Source organism: Pseudomonas sp. Con_6 (genome assembly GCF_059379395.1).
Window position 1 is genome coordinate 5158594 of the sequence record NZ_CM182011.1, and the last position, 19567, is coordinate 5178160.

General features: G+C 64.6%; 16 protein-coding genes and 1 pseudogene. 7 read left to right on the top strand and 10 right to left on the bottom strand.

Features of this window, described 5'->3' with window-relative positions; all coding sequences use genetic code 11:
- Positions 1–125 precede the first annotated feature (125 nt).
- Positions 126–761, top strand: a complete 636-nt coding sequence (locus AC5QPF_RS22950) for a hypothetical protein (RefSeq protein ID WP_494960028.1) — start codon at positions 126–128, stop codon at positions 759–761.
- A 120-nt stretch (positions 762–881) separates the two neighbouring features.
- Here AC5QPF_RS22950 and AC5QPF_RS22955 read toward each other — a convergent pair whose 3' ends face one another.
- Positions 882–2084: an FAD-dependent oxidoreductase gene (locus tag AC5QPF_RS22955; RefSeq protein ID WP_494960029.1), complete on the bottom strand. Its 1203-nt coding sequence runs from the start codon at positions 2082–2084 to the stop codon at positions 882–884.
- Positions 2085–2199: 115 nt separating this feature from the next.
- On the opposite strand from AC5QPF_RS22955, the gene AC5QPF_RS22960 reads away from it, so the two are divergent.
- Positions 2200–2739 carry an Rrf2 family transcriptional regulator gene (locus tag AC5QPF_RS22960; RefSeq protein WP_494960030.1) on the top strand — a complete coding sequence of 180 codons (540 nt, stop codon included), beginning with the start codon at positions 2200–2202 and terminating at the stop codon, positions 2737–2739.
- Here the strand turns inward: AC5QPF_RS22960 and AC5QPF_RS22965 are convergent, their stop codons facing one another.
- Positions 2740–3429: a TraX family protein gene (locus AC5QPF_RS22965; RefSeq protein ID WP_494960031.1), complete on the bottom strand. Its 690-nt coding sequence runs from the start codon at positions 3427–3429 to the stop codon at positions 2740–2742.
- Positions 3426–4250, bottom strand: a complete 825-nt coding sequence (locus AC5QPF_RS22970; RefSeq protein WP_494960032.1) for an AraC family ligand binding domain-containing protein — start codon at positions 4248–4250, stop codon at positions 3426–3428. The genes AC5QPF_RS22965 and AC5QPF_RS22970 overlap by 4 nt, the downstream gene beginning before the upstream one ends.
- Before the next feature lie 85 nt (positions 4251–4335).
- On the opposite strand from AC5QPF_RS22970, the gene AC5QPF_RS22975 reads away from it, so the two are divergent.
- From AC5QPF_RS22975 to AC5QPF_RS22985, 3 genes are read left to right on the top strand one after another with little or no spacing between them, the layout of a single operon-like run.
- Positions 4336–5235 (top strand): EamA family transporter, encoded by a 900-nt coding sequence (locus AC5QPF_RS22975; RefSeq protein ID WP_494960033.1) that lies wholly within the window; start codon positions 4336–4338, stop codon positions 5233–5235.
- A 51-nt stretch (positions 5236–5286) separates the two neighbouring features.
- Positions 5287–5970 (top strand): response regulator, encoded by a 684-nt coding sequence (locus AC5QPF_RS22980; protein WP_494960034.1) that lies wholly within the window; start codon positions 5287–5289, stop codon positions 5968–5970.
- Positions 5967–7955 carry a 7TM diverse intracellular signaling domain-containing protein gene (locus tag AC5QPF_RS22985; RefSeq protein ID WP_494960035.1) on the top strand — a complete coding sequence of 663 codons (1989 nt, stop codon included), beginning with the start codon at positions 5967–5969 and terminating at the stop codon, positions 7953–7955. The genes AC5QPF_RS22980 and AC5QPF_RS22985 overlap by 4 nt, the downstream gene beginning before the upstream one ends.
- Here the strand turns inward: AC5QPF_RS22985 and AC5QPF_RS22990 are convergent.
- The 6 genes and pseudogenes from AC5QPF_RS22990 to AC5QPF_RS23015 all read right to left on the bottom strand — a co-directional run bounded on the left by AC5QPF_RS22990 (position 7927) and on the right by AC5QPF_RS23015 (position 15743).
- Positions 7927–9846 carry a pentapeptide repeat-containing protein gene (locus tag AC5QPF_RS22990; RefSeq protein ID WP_494960036.1) on the bottom strand — a complete coding sequence of 640 codons (1920 nt, stop codon included), beginning with the start codon at positions 9844–9846 and terminating at the stop codon, positions 7927–7929. The two genes, AC5QPF_RS22985 and AC5QPF_RS22990, sit on opposite strands and share 29 nt — an antisense overlap.
- A gap of 161 nt (positions 9847–10007) precedes the next feature.
- Positions 10008–11864, bottom strand: coding sequence for an ATP-binding cassette domain-containing protein (locus AC5QPF_RS22995; RefSeq protein WP_494960037.1), 1857 nt, complete (start codon positions 11862–11864; stop codon positions 10008–10010).
- Positions 11865–12076: 212 nt separating this feature from the next.
- Positions 12077–12421: a hypothetical protein gene (locus AC5QPF_RS23000; RefSeq protein ID WP_494960038.1), complete on the bottom strand. Its 345-nt coding sequence runs from the start codon at positions 12419–12421 to the stop codon at positions 12077–12079.
- Positions 12422–12503: 82 nt separating this feature from the next.
- Positions 12504–13283 carry a methyl-accepting chemotaxis protein gene (locus tag AC5QPF_RS23005; protein ID WP_494964235.1) on the bottom strand — a complete coding sequence of 260 codons (780 nt, stop codon included), beginning with the start codon at positions 13281–13283 and terminating at the stop codon, positions 12504–12506.
- Positions 13284–13406: 123 nt separating this feature from the next.
- Positions 13407–14444 (bottom strand): annotated as a pseudogene (locus tag AC5QPF_RS23010) (cache domain-containing protein); the annotation flags it as partial.
- A 141-nt stretch (positions 14445–14585) separates the two neighbouring features.
- A complete protein-coding gene (locus AC5QPF_RS23015) occupies positions 14586–15743 on the bottom strand; it encodes an aminotransferase class I/II-fold pyridoxal phosphate-dependent enzyme (RefSeq protein WP_494960039.1) in 1158 nt (385 codons plus the stop codon).
- Between the two features lie 82 nt (positions 15744–15825).
- Between AC5QPF_RS23015 and AC5QPF_RS23020 the strand changes: the two genes are divergently transcribed.
- Together AC5QPF_RS23020 and AC5QPF_RS23025 are read left to right on the top strand one after the other, a co-directional pair.
- Positions 15826–16272, top strand: coding sequence for a MarR family transcriptional regulator (locus tag AC5QPF_RS23020; protein WP_494960040.1), 447 nt, complete (start codon positions 15826–15828; stop codon positions 16270–16272).
- Between the two features lie 212 nt (positions 16273–16484).
- Positions 16485–17357, top strand: a complete 873-nt coding sequence (locus tag AC5QPF_RS23025; protein ID WP_494960041.1) for an EamA family transporter — start codon at positions 16485–16487, stop codon at positions 17355–17357.
- 36 nt (positions 17358–17393) lie between these two features.
- Here AC5QPF_RS23025 and AC5QPF_RS23030 read toward each other — a convergent pair whose 3' ends face one another.
- Positions 17394–19493, bottom strand: a complete 2100-nt coding sequence (locus AC5QPF_RS23030) for a TonB-dependent receptor domain-containing protein (protein ID WP_494960042.1) — start codon at positions 19491–19493, stop codon at positions 17394–17396.
- Positions 19494–19567: the final 74 nt, after the last annotated feature.

Sequence of the window (19567 nt, forward strand, 5' to 3'; positions counted from 1 at the left end):
CTGCAAGTGGCAAACAGCGGTCCCCCGCCATCGCTGAAAGGCCCGGTTTTCAGGGCTTTGCCAATCTGGCACAGCTATTGCCGTGTCAAGCCGAACCTGTACCCCACCCAAAGGAGTGTGATCCCGTGAGCATCATCAACGGCCATGGCTGGCAAAACATTGCGGTCAGTCAACACCGCACGCTCGCCGCGATTCCCGGCGCCGATGCGCAAGCTTACCAGTCCGAGACCGCGACGGCCTCGGCAGTGTCCACCGTGGCCAGCACCAGCGCCTCGCGCAGTGCTTCGGACTCGACCTACCAGGATGCCAAGGACGCCCAGGACGAGGCCTTCGCCAAGCTCAAGGTGGCGCTGCAGAACGCCGGCGCCAGCGAGACCGGTACATCCGTCGAAACCGGCGATGCTGCGAGCTTGACCGAGAAACCGGGCACTCCGGTCACACCGAGCGCAGCCCAAGAGTTCCGCGACTACATGGCCCTGTCCCCCGAAGAGAAGATCCGCCTGAAGATGCTCAACGAGCTTGGGCTGACCGAAGAGGACTACGAGGCTCTGCCGCCGGAGAAGAAGGACGCGATCGACAAACAGATTGCCCAGCGCATGAAGGAAGAGGGAGAGATAAAGTCGATGGCCGCCGTGGAGCCCCAGATGCAGGCGGCGGTAGCGGCACAGACTCTGATCAAGCCGATCAGCGAGGTGGATGCGGCGGATCCTGCGCAGGTGCGCAAGGACAAGGAGGATCGGGAAGATCCTTTAAACGTCTGAGAACCTGGGGCTGCTTTGCAGCCCTTCGCGAGCAAGCTCGCTCCCACAAGGCAAGGGCTGCTGCCGATATCCATTGTGGGAGCGAACTTGCTCGCGAAGGGCCGCAGAGCGGCCCCAAAATCAGGCAATCGGAATCAACGGATCCGCCGCCGCCAAAGCCACCGCCTTATCGGCCACCGGCGGGTAGATCCACACCCTGTTGATCTGCGTCTTCAATTGCTTGCCCTCCTCCCGCACCAGCTTCACCTGACGATCCCAGCCCTCGGTATACACCGCGCCCCAGGCGCCCAGGTCGAGGCAGGTCACATACTTCGGCTGGCTGTAGGCAATCGGCTCGACCCCCAGCAACTGCGCCGCGACGTTGTTGCCCGCATAGCGTCCGAGCATGATCGCGTGCTGGCAGGTCATCAGCGCATGGTTGCCCAGTTCGTCGGTGGCCGCGTACGCGGTATCGCCACTGGCGTAGATGTCTTGCAGGCCGATCACCCGCAGGTTGCCATCCACCTTCAGCCGACCCAGACGATCACGCTCGCCTGGAATCTGCGCGGTCAGGTCGCTGGCCTTGACGCCGGTGGTCCAGATCACCGTGGCCGCCTCGATGCGCTGACCATCGGCGAGGGTCACGCCGTCGGCATCCACCACTTCCACCGACGACTTCAGCTGCCAGTCCACGCCCAGCTCGGCGCTGGCCGCGGCGATGGAGACAGCAATCTCGGCGCCCATGGACGCGCCGATGGCCTCACCACGATCGACGATCACCACCTTCACCTCGGCATCTGCGCCGAGCACCTCACGCAGGCGCGCCGGCATTTCCATCGCGGTCTCGATCCCGGTGAAACCACCACCGGCGACCACCACAGTATTGCGACCCGATGAGGCCGGGCGCCCGGCCAGCGCCTTCAAGTGTTCTTCAAGTCGCACGGCTTCTTCCAATTGGTCGACATCGAAGGCGTGCTCGGCGACACCCGACATGTCCGGCCGTGCCAGGCCACTACCGGTAGCCACTACCAGCTTGTCGAAATGGCGGGTCGCGGTGTTGCCCTGGGTATCGCGGTACTCGACCTGCTTGCCGGCGACATCGATGCGCTGCGCAGTGCCCTGGATGAATCGCACCCCCACCGCCTCGAACAGATCGCCCAACGGCGCGGCCATCTTCGCCACATCCGGTTCGTAGAAGCGCGGACGAATGCGCAGTTCGGCCTGCGGGGCGAGAACGCTGACCTGGATGTCCAAACGCCCCTGCCGGTCCAGCAGGCGAATGGCGCTGAGGGCGCTCCACAAACCGCCGAAACCGGCGCCGAGAATCAGGATGTGCTGCGTCATGGTGTTGCTCCGTTGTGAGGTTGCTTTGCTTCGACAACTACGACTTTATTAGTCGTAGTTTTAAAAAACAAGCCTTCGCGGTAATATTGCGATCAATTCAGTCGGAGATAACGAGATGTCGCTGTACAGCGCGGGGGTCGAATACGGCATCCACTGCCTGATATTCCTGGTGGGTGATGCGGAGGAAAGCCGTGACGCCAGCGTGCGCGACCTGGCCGAATTGCAGGGCGTGCCGCAGGATTACCTGGCGAAGATCTTTACCAAGCTGGCGAAGGCGAAACTGGTGGCCGCCACCGAAGGCGTGAAAGGCGGCTTCCGCCTGGCCCGACCGGCCGGCGAGATCAGCCTGCTGGATATCGTCAACGCCATCGACGGACGCAAGTCGATCTTCGACTGCCGCGAGATCCGCGGGCGCTGCGCGCTGTTCGACGGCGAACCGCCCAGTTGGGCCATCGACGGCCCGTGTGCGGTGCATGCGGCGATGATCACCGCACAAAAACGCATGGAAGAAGCGCTGGCCGAGCTGACCGTGCTGGACCTGGCACGCAGGGTCGGGCGCAAGGCGCCGAGCGGGTTTGCGGCACAGGTGGGGGACTGGATGAGTGGGAGGCGGGAAAAGAAAGGGACTGGGGATATTCCAGTGGTGGACATCTGATCAGATACTAGCCAGTTTGATCAACGCCAGGTGCAGCGGATAGAACCACCATCCCCAACGCCCCACCGGCGGCACCTGCCCGGGCCATGGCCGACGCAGCAGCGCCAGCCCCAGTGGTATCGACAGGAATGCGACCGACATCACCAACAGCGAGACAGGTTGCAATGGATGATGCAACAACCAGCTGTTCGTCAGGTTCCCTGCCACCGCCAGCAACCCTGCCAGCCAGAACAAGCGTCCGTCCCGCAGTGCCGCGAGCAACGCTGCCGGCAGCAGCACGCCAGGCAAGCCATACATCAACCAGTGACTCGCCGCTGCCGCCACGATCACGACCACCAATGCCAGCAAGCTCGCCACCCGCGTACGCAAATGCACACCCCAGGCGACCAGCAGGCCTAGGGCCAGGGTCGGCATCACGTTGAGGGTCGGTGAGCCATTGTCCAGCCAGCGGTACGTTAACTCCGACAACAGGGAAAACAGCAGAAAGCCGTACAGGTAGTGACGCTTGATGCCTTTCGAGCGCGCTACATTCGCCGCGATCGCCAGGCAGAACCAGGGAAACGCCAGGCGCCCGGTGACGAACAGCCAGTCCTGGTCTACCCACAGGTAGCGCAGGTGATCGCCGACCATGCTGACGATCGCCAGCCACTTCAGCAGGTCGAGTGAAGCGCAGCGGCCTGCCGTGCTCATCGGCAAAGGCTATCGCGGAAACTGGCCGGGGTCACGCCCACGACCTTCTTGAATGCCCGGGCCATGTGGCTCTGGTCAAAGAAGCCCGCAGCCACGGCGGCCTCCGCCAATGCCATCCCGCCGCGCAACAGAACCTGGACGCGAGCCACCCGCGTCTGGATCTGGTAGCTGTGCGGCGCCACACCCACCTCGCGCTTGAACACCCGGATCAGGTAGAGAGGGTCCATGCCCACCTGCGCGCCGAGACTTTCCAAAGACAGATTGTGCTCCAGATCATCTTCCAACCGGGCCTTGATCCGTCGCACCGCGTCCCGCTCGACACGTCCCTGCTCCACCTGCAACCGCCCATGACGCTGGAACAGGTCGGCGAGCATTTGCACCAGCACGCTTTCGCGCTCCAGCGACGACAGCGACTGGCTGGCGGTGCGATGAGCAGCAATGAAGGCGCTGGCCAGGGCCGGATCCCGCGCCATCGGTTCACGGAACAGATGGATCGCGTCATCTGGCGCCTGCAGCACCCGCTCGTTCAGCCACGCGGGATCGATGTAGAGCATGCGATAGACCCAACCGATGGCGTCCACCGGCACGCCGTCATGGATCTCGCCGGGGCTGAGGGTAACCAGTGTCCCCGCCGTGCCGACATGCTGGGCGCCTCGGTAGTAGAGTTTTTCAATACCTTGGGTAATCACCCCGAAGGCATAGCGGTCATGGCTGTGGCGGCCGAAATGCTGGTTGCTGTAACGGGCACTGAGCAGCTCGCAGCCGCCCTCGGGGATGCGAAGAAAATGCGAGAAATCGTGATCGTGCGGTCCGTGGCTCATGACGTGTCCAGTTTCGTCCAATCGTTGCGCCGGCAAGAGGGTTAGGTTCTGTGTTCCCACGCAAACCTGCAAGTGATCTTCCGACATGGACAATAGAAAAGCCCTTCTCGAACTGACCTTCGGCGGCCTCATGCTCAGCCTCTCGGCACTGGCCGTCGCCTTCGCCGACATCGGCGCGGGCGGCGCCGGGTTCTACCGCATGCTGTTCGCCTCGGCGCTGTTCTACCTAAGCCTGAAATGGCGCAAGGTGCCGCTGCACCTGCCGAGCCGCAAGGCCAGCCTGCTCACCGGAATGGCCGGAGTGTTCCTGGCCATCGACCTGATTCTCTGGCACCACAGCATCTATATCGTCGGCCCCGGCATCGGCTCGATCCTGACCAACTGCCAGGTGTTCTTCATGACCCTGCTCGGCCTCTACCTGCTCAAGGAAAAGCCCTCGCTGAACTTCACCGGCGCCATCGTCCTGGCGTTTCTCGGCCTGTACCTGCTGCTGGCACCGGAAATGGCCAGCGCACTCGGCATCCGCGGCGTCGTCTTCGGCATCGCTTCGGGCCTGGCCTACGCCATTTGCGTGTACTACCTGAAGGCCGCCAGTGCCCTGCCCGACGGCGGCGGTGACAAACTCGCGCAGATGTTCAACCTGAGCGTCTGGTCCGGCCTGGTGATGCTCGCCTACGCCCTGCTGCGCGGCGAAAGCCTGGCCATCGGCGACGGCCAGACCCTGCTGATGCTGGTGATCTACGGGGTGATGGTGCAGTTCGTCGGCTGGCTGATGGTCAACCGTGCCATCGGCCATATCAGCCTCGGCCTGGCCGGCCTGATCCTGCTGCTCGAACCGGTGATCACCTACTTCGTCGACGTGGTGTTTCTGCATAAACCGAGTTCGCTGGTGCAGATCGGCGGCGCTTTGCTGACGGTGGCGGCGGTGTATATCGGCTCGCTGCGGCCGCCGCGGAAGTTTCAACAGTTATCGACTTCCCGATAGACTGGGCGCCCGCTCAGGTTGGCGCCTGGCATTCCCTGTCGAACCCCATAGATGCTCCCACTCATTCTCCTTGAAGACGAACCGGTCATGGCCCGGGAGCTCGGCGAGTTCCTCGGCGACTGCGGCTATGCCGTGACCCTGGTTCACGACCTGGCCAGCTTCACCCACGCCTTCGAGCCACGCCGTCACCGGCTCGCGGTGCTCGACCTGAACCTGCCGGACGGTGACGGCCTGGACCTGATCCAGAGCCTGCGCGACCAGGGTTGCGCCCTGGGCATCGTCGCCTTCTCCGCCCGCGGCAGCAGCGGACAGAAAGTCCAGGGACTGCGCACGGGCGCCGATCACTACCTGGCCAAGGGGTGCGACCTGGACGAACTTGCCGCCGTGCTGGCCGCCCTGGTGCGCCGCCTGGACCTGCAACGCCCGCCCGCCGCCTGGCGCCTGGACACCCGCCCGCGCGAGCTGCGGGCACCTAACCAGCAGGTCGTGCGCCTGTCACATCAGGACACGCTGGTGCTGCACAGCCTGATGGTGCAAGCCTGTGCCACGGTGAGCCGACGCCAGATCGTCGACGCCCTCGGCGAAGACTGGCTCAGCTACGACCTGCGCCGCCTCGATACCCAGATTCGCCGCCTGCGCCGCAATGTCGAGCAGGCGACCGGCCTTGAGCTGCCGCTCAAGACCCTGCGCAACAACGGCTATTGCTTCTACGAACCGGTGGAGATCAGCCAGTGAAACGGTCCGCCCTGCCCTGGCTGCTGCTGTGCCTGCTGCTGGTAGCCTTGCGCACACCGGCAGCGCCTTTGCTGCTGGGCGACCAAAGCCAGGTCGCCAATGGCTTTCTCGAACGCCTGGACGATCCCGGTGAACATCTGGATGCCGCTGCGGCCCTGGCCTCGCCGAACTGGCAGGCACTGCCGGGTTCGCTGAGCGCCGGCTTCGTTTCCGGTGCGGTCTGGCTGCGCCTGCACTTGCGCAGCGGCCCAGAATCGCCGTCGCAGTGGATGCTGGTGCTGAGCAATTCACTGCTCGACGAAGTGACCCTGTACGACATGAGCAGTGTGCCGCGGGTCTTGCACAGCGGCGAGGCAATGGGCCGCCAGCACTGGGCCGTGGACTATCGCTCGCCAGCATTCGAACTCAGCCTGCCGCCCGATCAGCCGCGCACCCTGCTGCTGCGCCTGAAAAGCAAGAATGCGATGTCGGTGAACCTGCGCCTCACCCCCAACGATCGCTTCGCCCACGGCGTGGCCATGGAATACCTCGGATTCGGCCTGTACTTCGGCATCTGCCTGGTGCTGATCGTCTTCCACACCGCCTTCTGGCGCATGACCCGGGCCCCCGAAAGTGGCTGGTACCTGGCCTACGTCAGCTTCTGCGTCGTCATCGAACTGCTGACCCTGGGCCTGCCCCAGCAGATGCTAGCCCTGCCGATGGGGCTCAGCGACACCCTGCTGGGTTGCGCCTTGGGCCTGAGTCTGCCGGTGGGCGTGGTCTTCACCTTGCGCCAACTGCGTCTGTCTGGCCATCGACGGCTACAACGCGGTCTGATTGCCGCCGGCCTGCTGATCGGCTGCACTTCGGCCCTGCTGGTCGTCGCGGATCAGTACCGCCTCGGCGCGCCACTGCACCAGCTCACGGTACTGCTCAGCATCCCGTTCTTCATCGGCCTGGCACTGTGGTCGCTGATCCGCGGCCATCGACCGGCGCGCGCCTTTCTGCTGCTGTTCGGCATCTACTACGTTGGCATCGTCATCAGCTTCCTGCGCAACCTGGGTTTGCTCCCCGCGACCTTCTTTACCGATAACGCCGTGGCCCTCGGCGCGCTGCTGCACATGTTGCTGATGAGCATGCGCATCATCCGCCACTACCGCTCGCTGAAACGCCAGACCCGCCGCGCCGAAGCGGCTTTCGCTGCGTTGCTGCAGCAGCAGAATGTGGAACTGGAGCGCGAGATCGAGATACGCACGCTTGCACTGCGCGAAGCGCTGCACCACGAACAGCAGATGCGCGAGGAACAGCGCGACTTCGTGGCCATGGTGTCCCATGAGTTCCGCACGCCACTGGCGATCATTGGCACCTCCGCGCAACAGATGATCCGCAACCTCACGGCCGCGCCGGAACGCAACGAGCAGCGCTGCCGGGATATCCACGCATCCTCCCGCCGCCTGCTGACCCTGGTCGACGACTACCTGCAGCACGACCGCATGGAGGAACGCGCCAGCGAGCCGCACTGTGCCGAACACGACCTGCGCACCTTGCTTGCTGGCTGTCTGGAGGACTTCCCGCCTGGCCGGATCGACCTGGTACGACGCAGCGAGCGAACGCTGCTCAGCTGCGACGTCGGCCTGCTGCGGGTAGCCTTGCGCAACCTGCTGGCCAACGCCGACCGCCATGCCCCGCCGCACAGCCCGGTGGTGCTGGAGGTGGAGGATGGCGTCAGCGGCGTGTGCCTGCGGGTTCTCAACGAAGGTGCGGAAATTCCCGCCGAGCAGGCGCCCCAGCTGTTCCACAAGTACTTCCGCGGTACCCAGGCCCTGCACCGGTCGGGGGTCGGCCTGGGGCTGTACCTGGTCAGACGTATCGCCGAACTGCATGGCGGCAGCCTGGTCCTGGAAAGTCGTGGGCAAGGCCGCCCCATCTGTTTCTGCCTGGAGTTGCCGCAGCCAGCCGGCCACGACACGACAGTCCTCAGGAAAGCCGTGGCATTGCCGCCGTGAAGAACGCCTCGCTGTCGAGCGCATTCGCCGTCAGCGCCTGCTTCAGGTAGCCCGCCGGCCCGATACTGTGCTCGGACATCGCTGCCACCAGCCCGGCGGTCGCCTTGAAGGCCACGCCGGACGGATACGCCGGCCAGTCGCGCATCAACAGCGACCCCATGCCGAAGACCTGAACCCACTGCTCACAGCGCACCAGACGGAAGCCGGCATAACCGTATGGACCGATGATGCCCGTGCCAGGCGCCGGTCGCACGATCGGATCGGCAACCTGACGAATGCTCGCACTCACCGGATCAATGGCATCGTCCAGTAACCAGAGTGTCCCCGGCTCGATGCTCGGCGACGTTCCCAGTGGGTAGCCTGCCAGGGCGAAACGTGAGGCAAGCGTGGCAATGCCAGCGGGGGTGAGATCGTCCCAGGCCGATGGCGGCAGGGTGAACAGTGGCACACCCTGCGCCATCGACACCCCGGCGTTGATCAGCAAGGCATCGACCAGGCTGGTGTCGCTGAAGTCGACCCCCTGGATCTGCGCGCCATCCAGGGAAAAGGCCCGCGAACCGGCATCGCAGAGGATGGTGCAAGCGCTCATCCGCGCATCCACCAGCACGCAGCCAGTAAGGTCGGCTCCACTGAGCAGCGCCCCGGACAAGTCCAGGGATGCCAGCAGGCTGTGGGACAGCACCGCACCTTCCAGGTCGGCATGATCGAGGGTCGCGGCGCTGCCACACCACTGCACGCCGCGAAGGTCGGCGCCGCTCAGGTGGGCGCCGGAGGCACGGGTGTCGATGCAGATGGCCCGATAGAAGATCGCCGGACGCAGGGCTGCATCCGTGCGGAACACCTCGATGCGCTCAGCCGTACCGATCAGCGTGTAGCCTTCGCTGCGCGCACCGATCTGCCAGCACCGCCGTGCCACCCGCTCGCGAATCTGAGTGTCTGCGGGCAGATCAAGGCCATGGGTCTGGAAGGCCGCCAGCAGGGCCGCGTCCGCCAGCCCGCACTGCAGGGTGTCGATGTGACTCACGTCCAGACTGAACAGATGGACCTTGGCATCCAGCTGTGCCTGGCTCAGATCGGCATCGGACAGGTTCGCCGCGGTGAAGTTGGCGTTGCTGGCGACGATGTTTTTCAACGAGCAATCACGCAAGCTCGCCTTCAGGGCAAAGACGCCGGTCAGGTTGGCACCGTCCAGCACGGCACCGTCCAGTCGGCAGCCCGTCAGCGTTGCGTCGACCAGACTGGCCCGCTCCAGGCGCGCGCCTGCGAGCGATGCGCCTTCCAGCCGGGCCCCGCTGAAATCGGCTGTGCTCAGCAGGCAATCGGACAGGTCGGAACCCTGCAGGCTCGCTCCGCTGAAACACGCACCGGTGAAGTCCACGCCGCAGAGCCGCGTCCCATCCAGCACAACATTGCTCAAGTCCGCTCCTCGCCCTTGCCTGGTTGCCACCAAGGTGGTGAGTGAGGGTGTGACCAGCACCGGCTCGAAACAGGACTCGGCGCCCTCTTTCTGACGGATCGTCAGCAGCGCTTGCGTCTCCTGTGGATGGAACACCACGGGCAACCAGCGGTCCTCCACCAGCATCTCCCAGCCCTGCCCCAGGCACTCGCCGGCCAGGCGCAAGGTCGCCGCCTGAGCAAGGTTGCGGTTCAGAACCAGGCACCCGGATTCGCGGTCGAGGCCGATCCAGCGTTCATCGATCTGCAGGCGAACGCTGCCGTCGGACAGTTGGTAAGCGCTGACGCGCGCAGGACGGGTGCCTTGGGCAAATGCCGTCATTGCCGGAGCTTGCCCGCCATCCGGCAGCATGCACGCCGCCAGGCAGGTGCTGCCGGAGGTGAAGGCCAGCTTGCCGAGGAAGGTGGCCGCCGGTTCGAAATGCAGTGGCTTCAATGGCCATCTCCTTGAGGGTGGTGGGCACCGTTCTCGGCGATGGGCACTCTGTCGTGAAGCCTGCAGCGGGAATGGCGCCAATAAGCGGCGCCAAAATACGCAGTGTTTTCTGGCCTGTCTTCAGCGGGTTTCTGAGCAAACCTGAGCGCCAGCGCAGCGCTTCACTCCAGCGCCTCGGCCACGCCCAGGTCCTCGCCGAGGAAGCCGCCGCTCTGGTGTTGCCACAGGCGCGCGTAGGTACCGTTCCTGGCCAGCAATTCGGCGTGGGTGCCCTGCTCGACGATTCGCCCGTCGTCCATGACCACCAGGCGGTCCATGGCGGCAATGGTGGACAGGCGGTGGGCAATGGCGATCACGGTCTTGCCCTGCATCATGCCGTCGAGGCTTTCCTGGATTGCCACTTCGACCTCGGAGTCGAGGGCGCTGGTGGCCTCGTCGAGCAGCAGGATCGGCGCGTTCTTCAGCATCACCCGGGCGATGGCGATACGTTGCCGTTGCCCGCCGGACAACTTGATGCCGCGCTCGCCGACCAGGGTGTCGTAGCCACTGTGGCCTTGGCGGTCGCTCAACTGCTGGATGAACTCATCGGCCTGGGCATTGGCCGCGGCGGCACGGATCTGCGCGTCGCTGGCCTCGGGACGACCGTAGGCGATGTTGTCGCGAATGGAGCGGTGCAGCAGCGAGGTGTCCTGGGTGACCATGCCGATGGCGCTGCGCAGGCTGTCCTGGGTCACCCGGGCGATGTCCTGGCCGTCGATGCGGATGGTACCACTGTCGACATCGTAGAAGCGCAGCAACAGGTTGATCAGCGTCGACTTGCCGGCCCCGGAACGGCCGACCAGGCCGATCTTCTCGCCCGCGCGGATATCCAGGCTGAGGCCGTCGAGTACCTGGCGCTCACCGTTGTAGTTGAAGCTGACATTGTCGAACGATACCGCCCCGCCCCGAGTCGCCAGCACGCCCGCATCCGGCGCATCGACGACCTTGGGGCCCTGGGTCAGGGTGGCCATGCCGTCCTGCACCGTGCCGATGCTTTCGAACAGCGAGGTCATCTGCCACATGATCCAGTGCGACATGCCATTGATGCGCAGGGCCATGGCGGTGATTGCCGCGACCGCACCGGCACCCACGTCGCCCTGGTGCCACAGCCACAGGGAATAGCCGCCGGCGCCCAGGATCAGGCCGACCACCAGCGCCTGGTTGACGATCTCGAACTGGCTGACCAGGCGCATCTGGCGGAAACCGGTGTCCTTGAAGTCTTCCATGGCCGCGCGGGCGAAGTGCGCTTCGCGCTTGGAGTGAGAGAAGAGTTTCACCGTGGTGATGTTGGTGTAGGCATCCGATATGCGCCCGGTCATCGAGGAGCGCGCATTGGCCTGCTCCTGGCCGACCTGGCCCAGACGCGGTACGAAGTAACGCATGGCCAGACCGAACAGCAAGAGCCAGACAATGAACGGCAGCATCAGCTTGAGGGCGAAGCCACCGGCCAGGGCAATAATGGCGATGAAATACACGCCGATGCCGGGCAGGATTTCGATCACCGTGAACAGCACTTCGCGCACGGCCAGGGCGGTCTGCATCACCTTGGTGGTGACGCGCCCGGAAAACTCATCCGAGAAGAACGACAGGCTCTGGCGCAGCATCAGGCGGTGGAAGTCCCAGCGCAGGCGCAGCGGCAGGTTGATCGCCAGGACCTGGTGCTGGACCATGGTTCGTGCCGCCACCAGACCGATGCTGGTCACCAGCACGATACCGATGCCCCATAGAACACGGCGCTCCTCCTCGCTCGCTGCACTACCGCCTGCTTGCCAGGTCGAGAGCAGGTCGACCACCTGGCCGAGGAAGGCGAACAGCCAGGCTTCGTAGATCGACACGCCGGCACTGAGTACTGCCATCGCCAGTACATAACCGCGCGCGCCGCGGGTGCAGGCCCAGAGGAAACGCAGCAAGCCCGTGGGGGGTGGCGGCAGTTCATCGGGGGGGAATGGGTCGAGCCATCGTTCAAGCACGCGCAGCATGGGGTATCTCCGAAAACTTCAGGTTGCGCGAAGTCTGACAGCTATCGGTGATGTTTGAGCGGTTGAGGGTCAAAGAAAGGGGAATTGTATCGTCCTTGCCGGCCTCATCGCAGGCTTCGCCAGCTCCCACAGGTTCAGCGGCAAGCCGAAGTGCAGCGGCTGGCGGCAATCCTTGTGGGAGCGGGCGTTGCCCGCGATGAGGCCATCAGGTGTCAGCGCCGGACAACCCGCTGACGGCTCTGCTCGTGCCGGATACACCCCTCGTAGTAGGTCTTCTTCACCGACCCAGGCTGCAAGCGACTGCGGCTGGCATAGGTCTGCTCGGTAATGCCCACGGCCATCTTCGGCATCCACGGCCGCGGGTACGTGCGCCCCTTGAGGTTCTCCCGCGCCCGCCACAGCGTGGTCCCGGACAACTTGGAGTGCTGCGCCGAACGAGCCACTTCCGAGCCCCACCGGCACATCTCGATCTGCTGCTTGCTCAACCCCTTCGCCTGCGCCGACATCCCCACGGACATCAGCACCAGCGCCACCACCGCCACATAGTTGAATCGCATCTGGAAATCAGTCCCTCTATCCATGAAGCGAAAAATGCTATGTGAAAACAGTGACTTGAAAGGGCCAGCATGCGACCTTTTCCTACGACTTGAAGCGCCCTACCAACAAATGCAGCTCCTGAGAAAGGCTGGACAAGCGCCCGGAATCCACCTGCGCCGAACTCGCCAGTTGCTCCACCAACCGCGCCTCGTCGTAGATCTGCTGGATATGCCGGTTGATGTCCTCGGCCACGCTGTGCTGTTCCTCCGCGGCCGCGGATATCTGCAGGTTCTGGTCGCGGATCTCGTTGACCGAGAGCTGGATGCCTTCGAAGCTGTCCCGCGCGCTTTCGATCGAGGCGACACTGGCCCGCGACAGGTCCAGACAGCTTTCCATCTTCTGCGACACCTCCTGGGTCTTGCTGCCCAGGCTGCCAAGCAACTGGTCGATCTCGCCGGTGGAGTCGGAAGTGCGCTTGGCCAGCGCCCGCACCTCGTCGGCAACCACGGCGAAACCACGGCCCTGGTCCCCCGCCCGCGCGGCCTCGATGGCGGCGTTGAGGGCCAGCAGGTTGGTCTGCTCGGCGATGGCGCGGATGGTGCCGAGGATCTGGTTGATGCTGCGGCTGCCCGCTTCCAGTTCGAGCATGGCCTGGGACGACTCGACCAGACGATTGCCCAGGCGGTTGACGTTCTCGGTGGTCACTTCGATCTGTTGCTTGCCCTCGGCCACCCGGCGATGGCCGTTTTCCGCAGAGTCGGCGGCGGTGCTGCAGGAGCGAGCGACTTCGTTGGCGGTGGCGACCATTTCGTTGAACGCAGTGGACACCAGCTCCACCGCCTCACGCTGGCGACCGGCGGCTTCGTTCATGTTGCCGGCCATCTCGCTGTTGACCCGCGAGGCATCATGCAGGTTGGTGGAGGCGGCGCCGATGTGCTGGATCAGTTGGCGGATGGCGGCGAGGAACTTGTTGAACCAGCCGGCCAGTTCCGCGGTTTCGTCCTTGCCGTGGACCTTGAGGTCCTGGCGCAGGTCGCCCTCGCCTTCGGCGATCGACTGCAGGCCGCTGCTGACCTGGCCGATCGGCTTGACGATGACCCGCGAGAACGCCGCGGCAATCACCGCGAAGATCAGCGCCAGCACCGCGACGATGGCAGCGGTCAGCCAGGTCATGCGGGTGGCCGAGGCCATCACTTCGCTGTGCTCGATCAGGCCGATGAAGCGCCAGCCCAGGCCTGGCGAGGTCCAGACATTGGCCATGTAGCGGACGCCGTCGATCTCGACCTCGGTGAAGCCTTGCGTGGTGGCGGCCAGTTGCGCGTAGGGCTCGCCCAGCTCCTTGAGCGGCTTGAAGCTGTGGGCCGCGTCGCGGGGATCGACCAGCACGGTGTCGTTCTCGATCAGCATCACGTAGCCGCTGTCGCCCAGCTTGATGCTCTTCACCAGTTCGGTGAGGTTCTTCAGCGACACGCTGACGACGAACACGCCCTTGGCCTTGCCGGCATCATCGAGCATCGCCCGCGCCGTGCCTACCAGCGCCACGTCGTCCTTGTCGTAGTAGTAGGCCGCCGTGCGCACGGTCTTGCCCGGGCTGGCCATGGCCGCCTTGTACCAGGGGCGGGTGCGCGGGTCGTAGTTGGCCAGGGTCGGATCGTCCGGCCACTTCGCGTAGCTGCCGTCCTCCAGGCCGATGGACAGGATGGCGGCGGCGGGATGGGTCTGGCCGTAGCGGGCGAACTGCTCGATCACCTTCTTGGCCGATTCCGGCAGTGGCTGCTGGGCGGCGTCAGGCGCAGCGTAATGTTTCAGGCTGGTTACAGAGGTGTATACAGGATCCTTGGCCAGTTGATCGACGTTCTGCTGCGTGCCATCGAAGAACTGGCGCATGTTGCCATCGATCTGGCGGATTTCCCGGGTGCTGCTGTCAACGAACTGGCTGACCGCGTCGGTGCGGGTATTGCTGACGGAGATAACGCCAACCAGGCTCACCGGGACGATGGCGACGGCGACGAAGGCAAGTGCGAGCTTGGTTCTTATTTTCATGAAAAGGTCCCGGAAAACGAAAAGTTGGGCAGGCGGTCAAGTAATGGCAACCTGCCATCTATGGGTTTTCGGCCGGAACCTTTGGAACCTTTAACGGTAAATTCGTGTACAAAAAAAATTAATCTTGTTTCGAGAATACCGTCACAGCGACTGCGCCCTGCGCACTACCTCCGCCAGACGCCGCAGACCTTCGTCCAGCAATGCCGGATCGACGTGACTGAAGTTAAGGCGCAGGTGCCCCTTGTGCGCATCGGGCTCGGGGAAGAACGGTTCCCCCGGCATGAAGGCCACATCCACCGCCAGCGCAGCATCGAGCAAGGTACGGGTGTCCAGCGGCTGCTTCAGGGTCAGCCAGAAGAACAGCCCGCCCTGCGGCACATGCCAGTCGGCCAGGTCAGAGAAATGGGTTTGCAGGGCGACCTGAAACGCATCGCGGCGAACGCGGTAGTAGCTGCGCAATTCTTCCAGATGCTCCTTGAGCCGATCGCTCCCGAGCCACTGCAACGCCTGCCACTGGCCCACGCGGTTGGTGTGCAGGTCGGCAGCCTGCTTGAGACGCAGCAGGGGCTGGAACAGGTCCGGGCTGGCGATCAGGTAGCCGACACGCAAGCCCGGCAGCAGGGTCTTGGACACGGTGCCGGTGTAGATCCAGCTGCTCCGCTGCAAGCGGCTGACCAGGGGCCGGGCGCCGCCGCCGTCGAACGCCAGCTCGCGATAAGGCTCATCCTCGATCAGGGTCACGCCGAACTCGTCGAGCAACGCGGCCACGGCATCACGCTTGGCTTCGCTGTAGCAGACGCCGGAGGGATTCTGGAAGGTCGGGATCAGGTAGATGAACGCCGGGCGATGGGCCTGCAACTGGCTGCGCAGCGCGTCGAGATCCGGGCCGTCCGCCTCCAGCGGGGCGACGATGCAGTCGGCGCCGAAGAACTGGAACACCTGCAACGCCGCCAGGTAGGTCGGCGCCTCCAGCATCACCTGGGTGCCCTTGTCGATGTACAGCTTGGCCGCCAGGTCCAGCGCCTGCTGCGAGCCGCTGAGCACCAGCACCTGGCTGGCCTCGCAGGGAATGCCCAGCGCCCGCGCCTCGGCCGCCAGCACCTCGCGCAATGCCGGCTCGCCTTCGCTCATGCCGTACTGCCCCATCGACACCGGCATGGCTGCCCAGTCCACCGCCGGCAACATGGCTTCGGCCGGCAGGCCGCCGGCGAACGACATGACTTCAGGGCGCTGGGCCGCAGCAAGGATTTCTCGGATCAGGGAACCTTTGAGACGCGAAGCACGTTCGGAAAAGGGCATGGGAATCACCGATGGCAGGACGGGAGCGAAATGAGTCAAACTGGTTGACCGAAATTACGTCAGCCCTTCAGGATAAGTCAACATGATTGACCTTAAAAAAACCCCTTCCCAGCAACTGGCCATGGAAGCGTTTTTCTTCGGTTACCAGGCCTTCACCAGCAAGGCCGACGAGATGCTGGAACGTCGGGGCCTGAACCGGGTACACCAACGCATCGTTTTCTTCATTGCCCGCTACCCGAACCTGAGCGTCAAGGAACTGCTGGCCGTGCTCGGGGTGAGCAAGCAGGCTTTGAACACGCCGTTGCGCCAGTTGATGGAGATGCACCTGGTGAACAGCGTCGCGGCCGAGGACGACAAGCGCAAACGGCTGCTGGAGCTGACGGCGGAAGGCGCGAAGCTGGAGCAGATGCTGCGCAAGGAGCAGGTCAGGTTGCTGGAGCGGGCATTCGACGAGGCCGGTGAATCGGCGGTGCAGGGTTGGCTGATGGTGAACCAGGCGCTGGGCAAGGCGCGGCTGCCGCAGGCCTGATCCTTGAGCGCCTTCTCGCTGGAGTGGCAGGCTCAACCCGACCTTGACCCTCTCCCGCACGATCCCGCAGGATGGCCTGGTCGAAAGCGTCCAGCCACGTCCGGTGGTTTCGTTCATTTCACCGATCCAGATAGAGCAATTCACTCGAAGGGCGCGTCGACTTTCAGCACTTCGCCCTATCGTTCTTGCAACAACGCCCTGTGGATATCGCCGTGAACCAGAATTCCCCCGCCCATTACATCCCGGTCTTCGCGGCGATGCTCGGACTCGTTTCCGTGCAGATCGGCGCCGCCGTGGGCAAGACCCTCTTTCCCCTGGTAGGTCCCGAGGGCGTGGCCGCGCTGCGCCTGGGGATCGCGGCGCTCGTCCTGTTCATCTTCATCCGGCCGCGCTCGATCTGGCGTGAAGTAAAGCTCGGCGAACTGCTCGGTTACGGGGTGATGATGGGGCTGATGAACCTGCTGATCTACCGCGCCTTTCTCTACATTCCGGTAGGCATCGCGGTGTCCATCGAGGTCATCGGACCGCTGGGTGCGGCGCTGTGGTCGTCCCGGCGCAGGATCGATTTGCTGTGGATCGCGCTGTCCGCTGGTGGCCTGGTGCTGTTGCCTTGGGATTCGGGTCAGGGCGGGCTGGATCCGCGGGGGATCGCGTTCGCCCTGGCCGCTGCTTTGGCCTGGGGACTGTACGTGGTGCTGGGTTCGCGGGTAGCGATTCACGGCAGGCAGGCGGTTTCCGCCGGCATGTTGATCGCCGCCGCGCTGGCGGTGCCTCTGGGGGCAGCCCAGGCGGGACCGCTGCTGCTGGAGCCACAGGTGATGATCGTCGGCCTGAGCGTCGCCCTGCTCTCCAGCACCTTTCCGTTCCTGCTGGATATCTTCGCCATGCGGCGCTTGCCGGCGAGCCTGTTCGGGGTGCTGCTGAGCGCTTCGCCTGCCGTTGCGGCAATCGCCGGCTGGCTGGTGCTGGGGGAACGCCTGAGTGCGACCCAATGTGCAGGGATCGTGGCGATCGCCGGGGCTTGCGTGGGTTCTGCGCTGGTCGGCGCGGGCCATGCTCGTCGAGTCAACAACGAGGCGGCCTGACGGGGATCGCCAAGGTGGCAGAGTCCGTGTCGCAGGTCAGAAGCGATACTCCACACCCACCCCCGCATACCAGGAACGTCCCGGCGCCGCTTCGTAGTAGCGATAATTGCCATCGCCGACGATCACCGAGCCCACGTACCGGCGGTCCAGCAGGTTGTCCACGCGGACCATCTCGTAGACGGTGAAGCGGTCGAGCCGCTGCTCCATCCGCGCCCGCCAGTTGAACACGCTGTAGGCCGGTGCGGCCTTCTGCTGGTTACTGTCCTCGACGTACACATGACTGCGATACTGGCCTTCGACGGCCGTGCTCAGACCCTCCAGCGGCGTCCACACCAGCTCGCCGAACAGACTGTCCCCGGGCACCCCGGGCAGGCGATTGCCCTTGTCGATACGATTGCTGCCAGCCGTGATGTCGTCACGGTAGGTCGCGTCGAGGCGGGTGTAGGCCAGGTTCAGTTCCCAGGCTTCGGCGAGCTGGTTCTGCAGGCCCACTTCCAGACCCCGACGCTGGGTCTTGCCGGCGTTGTAGTAGCTGGTGCGGCCGGAATTGGATCCGGCAACGACGATCTCATCCTCGGTGTGGATCTCGAAGAGCGCGACATTCAATCGGCTCTGCTCGTTCAGACGTGCCTTGAGGCCGATCTCGTACTGGGTGCTGGTGGCCGGTTTCAGGCCAAAGTTGAAGGCCTCGCTGCCGCCTGGCGCATAGGCCATTTCCGCCTGGGTCGGGGTTTCGAAGGCCTTGCCGGCGCTGAGATAGCCGTGCAGGTCAGGGGTGAAGGCGTACATCAGCGAGAAGGTCGGCGTGGTCCGCTGGTACTTCTTCGAACCGCTGGAGTCGCCGTTGCCCGGATAGTGGTCATCCACCTCCATCTCCATGCTGCTGCGACGCAGGCCGGCGTCGAGGGTCCAGCGGTCCAGTTCCCAGTGGGCCTGGATATACGGATCGAGGCTGGTGGCGGTATCGATCTCGTCGCGGCGCAGTTCGCCTTTCACGCCAAGCACGTTGCCGACATGGTTCTGGTATCCGCGGCGATCGTCGCGACTCTGGTCGTAGTCGGCGCCGACAGTCACGGTCAGCGCGCCCGGCACGGCAGTGACCGGCTGGATCCAGCGCAGGGTGCCGCCATGGACCTCGCGGTCGAAATCCACCACGCCACCGCCCCGCTCGTTGGCCGGCGTGCCTTTGGGAATCGACAGGTACTGGATAACGCTGCGCTGACCGGCATACAGGTTGAACTGCAGGGTGGCCTCGCCGAAGTCGCGCTCGTAGTTCATGCCCACTTGCTGGTGATGGATGCTCTTGCGCGTGTCATACGCCTCGGCCTGCGGGATCACGGAGCGGCGGTCGTGCCGGTAGCCGCTCCAGGTCTGGCCGAGCGGATCCTGGGTAGCGTTCTGTTCCAGGGTATTGAAGATCAGCGCCAGGCGGCTGTCGTCATCAGGGCGCACATGGACCTTGGCGAAGGTCTGGTCGCGGCGTGCCGAACTGTGGTCGCGGTAGCCATCGGTGTCCATGCGCGAGGCATCGAGAACGAAGCCCGCCGTATCGTTGCCGCCCTGGCTGTACAGGTGGTTCTTGAGGAAACCGTCGCTGCCCAGCAGGGTACTGGCGCCGATCGTCGCCGGGCCGCTGCCGTCCTTGCTGAACATCTGGATCACGCCGCCGGCGTTGCTGCCATAGATCGCCGAGGCCGGGCCCCGCAGCACCTCGATGCGCTCGGCCACGTCGAGGTTGAGCGAGGCCGCCTGGCCCTGGCCATCCGGAGTGCTGGCGGGGATGCCGTCGCTGAGCACCTTGATGCCACGGATGCCGAAGGCCGCGCGGGCGCCGTAGCCACGGGTCGAAACCTGCAGGTCCTGGGCGTAGTTCTGGCGGTTCTGCACCACCACGCCGGGCACCCAGGACAGGGCTTCGGAAAGGTTGACCCCGACCTGGCCATCCTTGACCTGCTCACGGGTGACGATATCCAGGGACGCCGGTACATCGAAGGTCGAGGACGGCACGTAGGTGCCGGTCACGGCGACCGGGTCGAGGGTGACACGGTGGTCCTGGGCGACCGCCGTGGCACTGGCCACGGCGCACAGCAAGGATAGAGGGGCGCGAAGGCCGCACCCCTTGGTTTGATCAGGCATGGGAAAATCTGCTGTCACAGGAATGAAGCGGCCGCCTGTAGCGGCGGCCGTAAGACACGGCAACGGCCCGGATA